This window comes from Pseudomonas sp. AM14(2022), assembly GCF_036346455.1.
Lineage (GTDB): Bacteria > Pseudomonadota > Gammaproteobacteria > Pseudomonadales > Pseudomonadaceae > Aquipseudomonas > Aquipseudomonas putida_A.
In genome coordinates this window covers 75,619-84,468 of record NZ_JAOTNY010000017.1, presented here as the reverse complement: position 1 = coordinate 84,468, position 8,850 = coordinate 75,619, and the positions used below count along the sequence as shown (strand labels likewise).

General features: G+C 60.8%; 4 protein-coding genes and 1 pseudogene. 1 reads left to right on the top strand and 4 read right to left on the bottom strand.

What is annotated here, in order from left to right; all coding sequences use genetic code 11:
* Positions 1 to 484 (top strand): annotated as a pseudogene (locus tag V3W27_RS25055) (mannuronan epimerase); the annotation flags it as partial.
* Between the two features lie 102 nt (positions 485 to 586).
* On the opposite strand, the gene V3W27_RS25050 reads toward V3W27_RS25055, so the two are convergent.
* From V3W27_RS25050 to V3W27_RS25035, 4 genes are all read right to left on the bottom strand, one after another.
* Positions 587 to 3,319 (bottom strand): LuxR C-terminal-related transcriptional regulator, encoded by a 2,733-nt coding sequence (locus tag V3W27_RS25050; protein ID WP_330207787.1) that lies wholly within the window; start codon positions 3,317 to 3,319, stop codon positions 587 to 589.
* Between the two features lie 200 nt (positions 3,320 to 3,519).
* Complete coding sequence (locus V3W27_RS25045; RefSeq protein ID WP_096797152.1) at positions 3,520 to 4,884, bottom strand: DUF1329 domain-containing protein; 1,365 nt, start codon at positions 4,882 to 4,884, stop codon at positions 3,520 to 3,522.
* Positions 4,885 to 4,912: 28 nt separating this feature from the next.
* Positions 4,913 to 6,802, bottom strand: a complete 1,890-nt coding sequence (locus V3W27_RS25040; RefSeq protein ID WP_330207786.1) for a DUF1302 domain-containing protein — start codon at positions 6,800 to 6,802, stop codon at positions 4,913 to 4,915.
* A gap of 337 nt (positions 6,803 to 7,139) precedes the next feature.
* On the bottom strand, positions 7,140 to 8,822 hold the full coding sequence (locus V3W27_RS25035; RefSeq protein ID WP_097086226.1) for a fatty acid--CoA ligase: 1,683 nt from the start codon (positions 8,820 to 8,822) through the stop codon (positions 7,140 to 7,142).
* Between the last annotated feature and the right edge of the window lie 28 nt (positions 8,823 to 8,850).

Genomic DNA, 8,850 nt, shown 5'->3' with positions numbered 1-8,850 from the left:
GGAAATCGACACCGTCTATTCCTACGTCGATTACACGCTGGGCGCCAATGTGGAGATCCTGAACCTCGTGGGAGCAGCCACCAAGGGCACCGGCAACGCATTGAACAATGCCATTTATGGCAACGCCGGCAATAACATTCTGGACGGCGGCGCGGGCACAGATACCCTCACCGGTGGTGCCGGTGCCGATACCTTTGTCTTCAGCTCACGCACGGATATGGGGCTGGGCGCCAACCGCGACGTCATCACCGACTTCAACAGCCTGCAAGGTGACAAGATCGATCTGACGAAATTCGACGCCAACCTGCTGACCGCCGGGGTCAATGCTTTCACCTTCATCGGTGGCGCCGACTTCACAGGTGCAGGCCAGTTGCGCTTTGTCGACCATATATTGTCGGGTAACGTCAGTGGCAACGCCGGTGCGGACTTCGAAATTCAGCTGGTCGGTGTCAACAGTTTCAGCGCCAACGATCTGGTGGCCTGACGCGCGCCCCCAATGACCCGGCCGGTAACACAGGCCTGGAACATAAACCCAAAACGCCCCGACTGGTTCGGGGCGTTTTTCATTGGCCGGCGGATATCGCGATCAGCTCAACACACCCAGTTCCTTGGCGCGTGCCACCGCCTGAGTACGCCGCTCAACCCCCAGCTTGCTGTTGATATGGCTGGCATGGGTTTTCACCGTATGCAGCGAAATGAACAGTTGCTCGCTGATTTCCTGATTGGAACAGCCCTGGGCAATCAAACGCAGCACCGCCAGCTCGCGACTGCTGAGTTGTTCGGCAGATCCACATTCAATGACAGGACGGGCAACCACCAGCGGAAAATGCGTCAGCAACTGCTGTCCTGCCAGTGCTGGCGAGTTTTGCAGCTGGCTGCGCAGCCAGTCCGGATGCGCTTTGATCAAGGCGTCAAATGGCTGTATCACGCCGCCCGCCGCCGCTTCCAGCGCCTGGTTCAATGCTTTGCGTGCCTCGGATTCGCGACCACTGCTCAGCAGCAAATTCACTTTCTGCGCCAGCGCCATCACACACAGCAACTGGCGCCCGGTTTGCTGACCGTTTTCCAGCAACACATTCAACCGCCCTTCGGCGAGCATCGGCTGGCCCTTGATCACGTCGAGCAACGCTTGTTGCAATTCCACATGCAGCGGCAGCTGTGGATGAAATTCCGGTGGTGCGGCTGCACGTTCGCCGGTGTAGGTCTGGCCCAGTCGCGCCAGCCAGGCTTCGGCCAGATCGGTACGGCCCTGCGCCAGCCACAGTTCGCATTTGACCAGGGTGATCATTGCCAGATAGTAGATCGGTGGCACATCCCAGATGTGCATCAGGCGCTCGGCTTCGGCGAGTTCGGCAAAGGCCTTGGCAAACTCGCCTGAGCTGCCGTCCAGACGAGCGATCACGCAGTGGCCGATCAACACGCTGATATCACGACAGGCCCGCGCTTCGGCCACACCGCTCAGCAATCGAGTCCGGGCCTGCTGGGGTTGCAAGCGCATCGACAGCAGAAAACCTTCATACAGCGTCAGCCGCGCACGCACCGCGTACAGACGTTGCGCCGACAACCCGCGCAGACGATCAAGACCCTGATGCACCTCATCCAGGGCGCGCAGAATTTCCCCGCGCGATTGCAGGACCCGCGCCCGGTCGTAATGCGCCAAGGCTTCGAACAACGGATTGCCGACCCGCTGCGCCAGCTCGAGGGATTCTCGATTCAAGCCCCGCGCACGCCACAGGTCACCGTCGGCAATCGCCAGATTGGACAAAGTCGACAGGCACATCAGGCGTTGCCCGTAACGTTTCACCGGCAGGCTTTCCAGCGCTTCGCTGCAATAGCGCTGGGTCAGCTCACGATGCCCGCGCCCGCGGGCGATGATGCCGCTGAGCGCCAGCCATTGCGCGAGCATCGACTTCTGCGCAGAGGCCGAAGGCGCCGGCAGGAAACGACTTAAATGACTGGCCAGCTCTTCAGCGGCATCCAGCTGACAGGCCAGCCCGAGCGCCCAGCTATAGAGCACGATCAAGCGTGGCGTGCTGATCAGCAGACTGTCGGGCAAGTCCATTTTCCAGCGCAGCAGCATGCCCACGTTCTGCTCGGCGAGCAGTTGTTCCTCGGACAGGTTCTGCACCAGATTCGCTGCGACATCCAGATGGCCGGCGCGCAAGGCCTGCTCCACCGCTTCGTCGAGCAGCCCTTGAGCATTGAACCAGCGACAGGCGCGCAGGTGCAGGGTCGCCGCCGGCACCAGCGTCTGGGTCACGGGACGGCTGCGCAGCAGATCGGAAAACAAATGGTGATAGCGATACCAGTGACCGTGTTCGTCCAGCGGCACCAGAAATACCTGATGCGCCAACAGAAACCGCAGGATTTCGGCGCTGTCGTGGGCTTCGCGCACCGCGTCGCACAGCTCGCTGCAAAAGCGCTCTTGAGGGGCGGTGTCGTAGAGAAACGCCTGCACCTCGGCCGGCAGGCAATCGATCACTTCTTCCAGCAGGTAATCGCGGATCAGCCCTTCCCCGCCGTTCAGCGCGGGTGGCAACGGAGCCCCGCTGCCAGCCTCGGAGACCGCAAGCAACCAGAAACGCAGTCCGGCCACCCAGCCTTCGCTGCGCTGGATCAGGTTTTCCAGCGCTTCGCCGCGCAATGAACTGCTGTGTCGATCGAGCAGCGTCAGGGCTTCATCGTGGGTCAGGCGCAAGTCCTGCTCATGCAGTTCGAGCAACTGGCGCGACAGGCGCAGACGCGCCAGATGCCAGTCCGGGCGCTGCCGACTGGTGACCATGACCAGCAAGCCATCGGGAAGATGATTGAGGAAAAACTGCAGGCAACGGTCGAGTACCGGGCCTTGGGCGAGATGGTAGTCGTCGAGCACCAGCAACAGCGGCGCCGTCGGTTGCAGTTGCAGGGCCAGCTCATCGAGCAAGCCATCGAGCCATTCTTCGAAGGCGAACGGCTGATGGCGCTGGCGCATCTTCAACAGGCCGAGTGCACGACTGCCCAGATCCGGAAAGTAGTCCTGCAGTCCCTCCAGCAATCGCTCGAGAAACCGCCCCGGATCGTTATCCCGTGGGCTCAATCCCAGCCAGAGACTTTGCCAGTGCCCCGGCAGGCTCTGACAGAACTCCACCGCCAGCGAACTCTTGCCGAACCCGGCCGGAGCGCAGACCAGTAACAGACGTCCACCGAGCCCGGTTTGCAGGCGCTCGCAGAGACGTGGCCGCAAGACGTATCCGTCTGGCAGCGGAGGACGGAAAAAACGTCCGTCCAGTGCCGCGACGGCAACGCTTGCGGGACCCGGAAGTGGGGACAGATCAGTCATGGCCGGCTCTTGTTCGAATGGCGGTTGGCGGCGTAGCAGATGTCCGCAGCCTAGCCTTAAACGTAGCGGTTATGAAGGTTGCTGCTACAAATGGCTACAAAAAGACTGTCGAGAGCCGGCAGCTCCTACAAAATCAACGCCAAAAAAACGCCCCGAACCAGTCGGGGCGTTTTTTCGAGGATGCGGCCTCGGGTCAAAGCTTAGCGGATACCGTCCTGGCCCAGGTTGCCCGGCTGGAATTCGCTCTTGGTGGCAGAGAAACCGAAGTCATACGCTGATTTTTCTTCGTTCTTCATGCCCAGCGCCAGGTAGCGACCCGATTGCAGGTCGTACAGGGCTTCCAGTGCGTACCACGGCACTTGCTTGTCGTAGTAGTCCTCGGCATGCGCCTCGGCTACACGCCACAGCTGACCGCGACCGTCGTAGTGGTCGATGACCGCTGCCTGCCAGGTGTCCTCGTCGATGTAGAAGTCACGTTTGGCATAGATATGGCGCTGACCCGGTTTCAGGGTGGCGACCACGTGCCAGACACGACGCAACTCGTAACGGGTCAGGTCCTGATTGATATGGCCGGCCTTGATGATGTCGGCGTACTTGAGGGTCGGCGAGTCGATCTTGTAGCTGTTGGAGGCAATGTACATCTCTTTCTTGCCTTCGAGCTTCCAGTCGTAGCGATCCGGTGCACCGTTGTACATGTCGAGGTTGTCGGAGGTACGCAGACCGTCCGCGGCAGTGCCCGGGCCGTCATAGGACACTTGCGGTGCCTGACGCACACGACGCTGACCAGTGGCGTAGACCCAGGCCTTGCGCGGCTCCTTCACCTGGTCGAGGGTTTCGTGCACCAGCAGTACGGTACCGGCCAGACGTGCCGGCGCAGTCACTTTCTGCTTGAAGTAGAACAGGATGTTGCCCGGGTTGGCCGGATCGTAGTCCTTCATCTTGTCGCGGAACACGAACTGATCCTGGAAGTACACCAGGCTGAACGAGCCGTTGGTTTGCGGAGTCGCCTGGGTCACCAGACGGGTCACGCTGCCACCGCGATAGCGGGTGATGTGGTTCCAGATCACTTCCAGACCGCTTTTCGGAATCGGGAACGGCACGGCGGTATCGAAGTTTTCCAGACCGTTACCGCCTGCGACCAGATTGGTGGTGGTGGCGTTTTTCTTGATCGCGGCGAACACGTCATCCGGCACGGTCGAGCCGCGATGGGACGGATAAACCGGAATCTTGAAGGTGTCCGGGTAGCGCTTGAACATCGCGTACTGGCCCGGAGCAAGCTTGTCCTTGTACTGCTCGACGTTCTGCGCGGTGATGGTGAACAGCGGCTTTTCACTGCCGAACGGATCGGACAGGAAGCCCTTGCTGTCGACCGTGCCGGCATTTTTCGCCAGCGGTTTCCAGGCCGGGATCGAACCGTCGGCGTTGCCGGCCATTTCGGCGCCCATCGGGGTCAGGCTCTTGCCCAGCTTGTCGGCTTCGGCGGCGGGAACGGCCGCCATGACGCTGGTCGCCAGCAGCGACAAACCCAGAACACCCGCGTGGAACAGACTCTTTGTTATTTTCATATGTGTGTTCGTCCTGAAAAAACTGTGCTTAGAAGTTCACGCCGACGCTCAAGGCCACGAAGTCACGATCGTCCACGGTCGTGTAGTCGCCGCCAAAGAAGTTGGTGTAGGCCAGGCTCGCCGTGTAGGTGTTCTGGTATTCGGCATCGAGACCGAGGCTGATGGCCTTGCGACCTTCCTCGAAGTTGCCGCCAGGGCCTGGCGAGTAACCTTTCACGTCGTGCGACCAGGCCACGTTCGGCTTGAGGTTCACACCGGCAAACACGTCGCTGTAATCCCAAATGGCACGAGCGCGATAGCCCCACGAAGTGGCCGTGGTGAATCCATCGTTGTTGCAGTTGCTGGAAACGTTGTCGCGCGAAGCCCCCGGCCCGGCACCGTTGATGGTGGAGGAGTTGAGGATCTGCGAGCAGGTGTTGAGACCTCCCGTGGCAGGCAGTTCACCCGGGCCGAACACCGGATCGCGGCCGTAACGGGCTTCGGATTTGCTTTCCAGGCCACCGACGTGGGTCACGCCGACTTCACCCACCAGGGTCAGCCGGTTGGCGCCCATCACCTGATCGAAGAAGTGCGTCAGGGTGGTTTGCAGTTGGGTGATTTCTTTACGGTTGTAACCGTGCAGATCCTGGCCCGGCACGCCGTTGAGGACCGACGCATTGGTCAACGCGCCACCCAGCGGACGGACGCCGGCGAACAGGATGTCGGTGGAGTTCAACTGCACCGGCGCATTCGGCCGGTAGCTGACTTCACCGCTCCACGCCGTACCGGTAGGCAGGGTGGTGGAGAAGCTCAGACCGTAGAGGCGGATGTCTTCAGGGTATTCGATGAAGTAGTTCGAGTTGCCTGCGACTACCAGTGGCCCCAGCGCCTGGAACGGCCCCGGCAATGCCGCCACGCCGTTATAGATCGACTGTGGCGCGCCGGTGGCGCTGAAGATCGGCGCACGGCTGTGGTAGTTCATGAAGTAAGCGCCGAACTCGGTGGCCAGCGGGTCGAACATGTACTTGGCGGAAACGCCCCACTGCCCGCTGTCACGCGCGTTGCGGTTGGGCGAACGGCGCACCAGCACGCCCTCTTCGTTGACGTCGACACCAGCGTTGGCCAACGGCCCGAGCGCAATACCCGGAATGGTCGAACGCTTGTTCAGTACCCGCAGGTTGTCGTCGCAACCGGTGGTGACAATGTCCGGCTGCGAGAAAAAGGTGCCGCAGTTGTCGGTCACGGTCTTCTGCCAGTCGATCTGGTAGAAACCTTCAGCCGAGAGGTTTTCGGTGAGGCTCTGGGATACGTAGAACATGTTGACCGGGATCAGACCTTCCTTGATCTCGGCACCCGGACGGCGGAACGCGGACACGTCGATCGGGTTGATCGAGTTGATGCCGCCGCCGATGAAGGTACTTTCGCCCCAGTTCACTACCTGCTTGCCCAGACGCACCGAACCTGGCTCATCGGCAATCGAGTAGTTGTGGTAGACGAAGGCGTCGAGGATCTGCCCGCCGGAAGAACGCGCCGCGACGTCGCGGTTGTGGTTGCTGACGTCCTTGTATTCCAGGTCCTGATTCTGCAGCGCGAAGTCGTACCAGTATTTGCCCCGGACGAAGACCCCGGTGTCGCCGTATTTCAGTTCCAGATCATGGATGCCCTTGAAGATCTTCGAGAAGGCTTGCCCGCTCTTGAAGTTCAGGTGGCCGTTGTCGGAGGTCTGGGACAGGCCCTTGCCGCCGTTGTTGACACCAATAAGGTCCTTGTTCGGCTGCTGGGTCGAGATACTCATGCCCAGGGAGAGCGAGGAGTCGAACTGACCTTCGATTTCACCGACGTTGAAACTGACGCCGAATGCGGGCCCGGCGAGCGTAGAGGCAAGACTGACGGCCAGAGGCAGTTTAGCCCGGCGCCAGAACTGGTTTACTGATGTCATCGACGCTACTCCATGTGCATTATTGTTATGGCAGTGAGTACTTTTAAAAACGCCTGGAAGACCGGGAGCCAGTAGCCACCCGACGTCACTCCAAAATTGCATCGCCCCTGTTCGTGCGTGTGCCCCGTTCTTAAAAATCCTTGAGCGGACTATAGCCAGCAGGGGGTACTGCTTGATCCCTCTAAAGTGTGATTTGCAGCTGCCGGCCACTCTGGAACAGTCCTTTCGCCAGTCCGACACATGTCGGCACGGCAAGGATGGCTGAATTTTTCGATTTAACAAGCCAAGCGCTTGCTTGGTGGGTCTGGCGCGCCGGTTTCGGCGCGCCAGCAGACACTCAAAGTGTCGAAAGGAAGGTGCTGTTGTTGGCCTGCCATTCGGTGATGTCGAGGCGGATGCGCTTCTTGTCGAGCTTGCCGACACTGGTCTTGGGAATTTCCGTAACAAGGGCGATCTGGCTTGGAATCGCCCACTTGCTCAAGTGCCCCAGCTCCACGAACGGCTTGAGGTGTTCCTTGAGCTCGCGCGCCCCGATCTCGTGCCCTTCGCGGATCACCAGCAGTGCAAACGGCCGCTCGCCCCATTGCGGATCGGCGATGCCCACCACTGCTACTTCGCGTACCGCCACATGACGGCTGATCAGGTCTTCGAGGTCCAGCGAGGAAATCCATTCGCCGCCAGTCTTGATCACATCCTTGATGCGGTCGCGGATGTCGATCACGCCCATGCTGTCGAGCGTTGCCACATCGCCGGTGTGCAGCCACCCACCGGCCCAGAGCTCGGCGCCCTTCTGCGGTTCATTGAAATAGCCTTCGGTGAGCCACGGCGCGCGCAGCACCAGTTCGCCCTGGGTTTCGCCGTCGGCGGGGAGGAAGTTGCCCTCGGCGTCGACGATCGCCGCTTCCACCAACGGCCCCGGCACACCGGCCTTGATCCGGTAAGTGGTGCGTTCGTCTTCGGTGCCGGCCATCAACTCGTCGTTCAAATGCGCACAGGAAACCAGCGGCCCGGTCTCCGACATGCCGTACGCCGCCGTCAGCTGAATGCCCCGGGCCTTGGCGGTTTCATACAGCGTGCGATTGAGCGCACTACCGCCGATGACGATTTTCCAGCCGCCGAAATCGGTGCCCTGTGCGCCTTTGGCGTTGAGCAGCATCTGCAGGATGGTCGGCACGCAGTGGGAGAACGTGACCTTCTCCTTGCGCCACAGCTCGACGAGGAATTCCGGGTCGTAACGCCCCGGATAAACCTGCTTGAGCCCGAGCATGGTTGCCACGTACGGCAAACCCCAGGCATGCACATGGAACATCGGGGTGATCGGCATGTACACGTCGTTGGTGCCGAGCAGGCGCACGCTGTCGATCGCGCCCATGATCGTCGACACGCCCATGGTGTGCAGCACCAGTTGCCGATGGGTGAAGTACACGCCTTTCGGGTTGCCGGTGGTGCCGGTGGTGTAGAAGGTGGTAGCGACCGAGTTCTCGTCGAAATCCTCAAAGTCGTATTGCGCACTCGCGGCGGCCAGCAGTTGCTCGTACTCGCCGACCAGGTTCGGCAGCTCGGCGGTCTTTTCCGGCAGATCGGTCAGCAGCAGGGTTTTCTCGACGGTGGTCAGGTGCGGCGCGATGGCCTGGTACAGCCCGACGAACTCGCTGTTGACCAGCACGAAGCGGTCCTCGGCGTGGTTCATGGTGTAGAGGATCTGCTCCGGCGACAGACGCACGTTGATGGTGTGGATCACCGCGCCGATCATCGGAATGGCAAACATGCATTCGAGGTAGCGATGGCTGTCCCAGTCCATCACCGCCACGGTGTCACCCGCCTTCACTCCGGCCGCCGTCAACACGTTGGCCAGCCGCGCCACCCGCTCGATCAGGGTCGGATAGCTGTAGCGCAACTGGTCTCGGTAGATGATCTCGCGGGTTTTCTCGTAACGGGCGCCGGACATCAGCAGCCGTTTGATCAGCAATGGATACTGGTAGGCCCCATCGGCCGGGGGAATGACGCGAGTCTGCAACATATGAATCCCTTTTCTGGCTGCACGGTGT

Bases quoted from the DNA above. Each gene is read 5' to 3' on its own strand.
- V3W27_RS25050 (WP_330207787.1), bottom strand. From the start codon at position 3,319: ATGACTGATCTGTCCCCACTTCCGGGTCCCGCAAGCGTTGCCGTCGCG.
- V3W27_RS25045 (WP_096797152.1), bottom strand. From the start codon at position 4,884: ATGAAAATAACAAAGAGTCTGTTCCACGCGGGTGTTCTGGGTTTGTCG.
- V3W27_RS25040 (WP_330207786.1), bottom strand. From the start codon at position 6,802: ATGACATCAGTAAACCAGTTCTGGCGCCGGGCTAAACTGCCTCTGGCC.
- V3W27_RS25035 (WP_097086226.1), bottom strand. From the start codon at position 8,822: ATGTTGCAGACTCGCGTCATTCCCCCGGCCGATGGGGCCTACCAGTAT.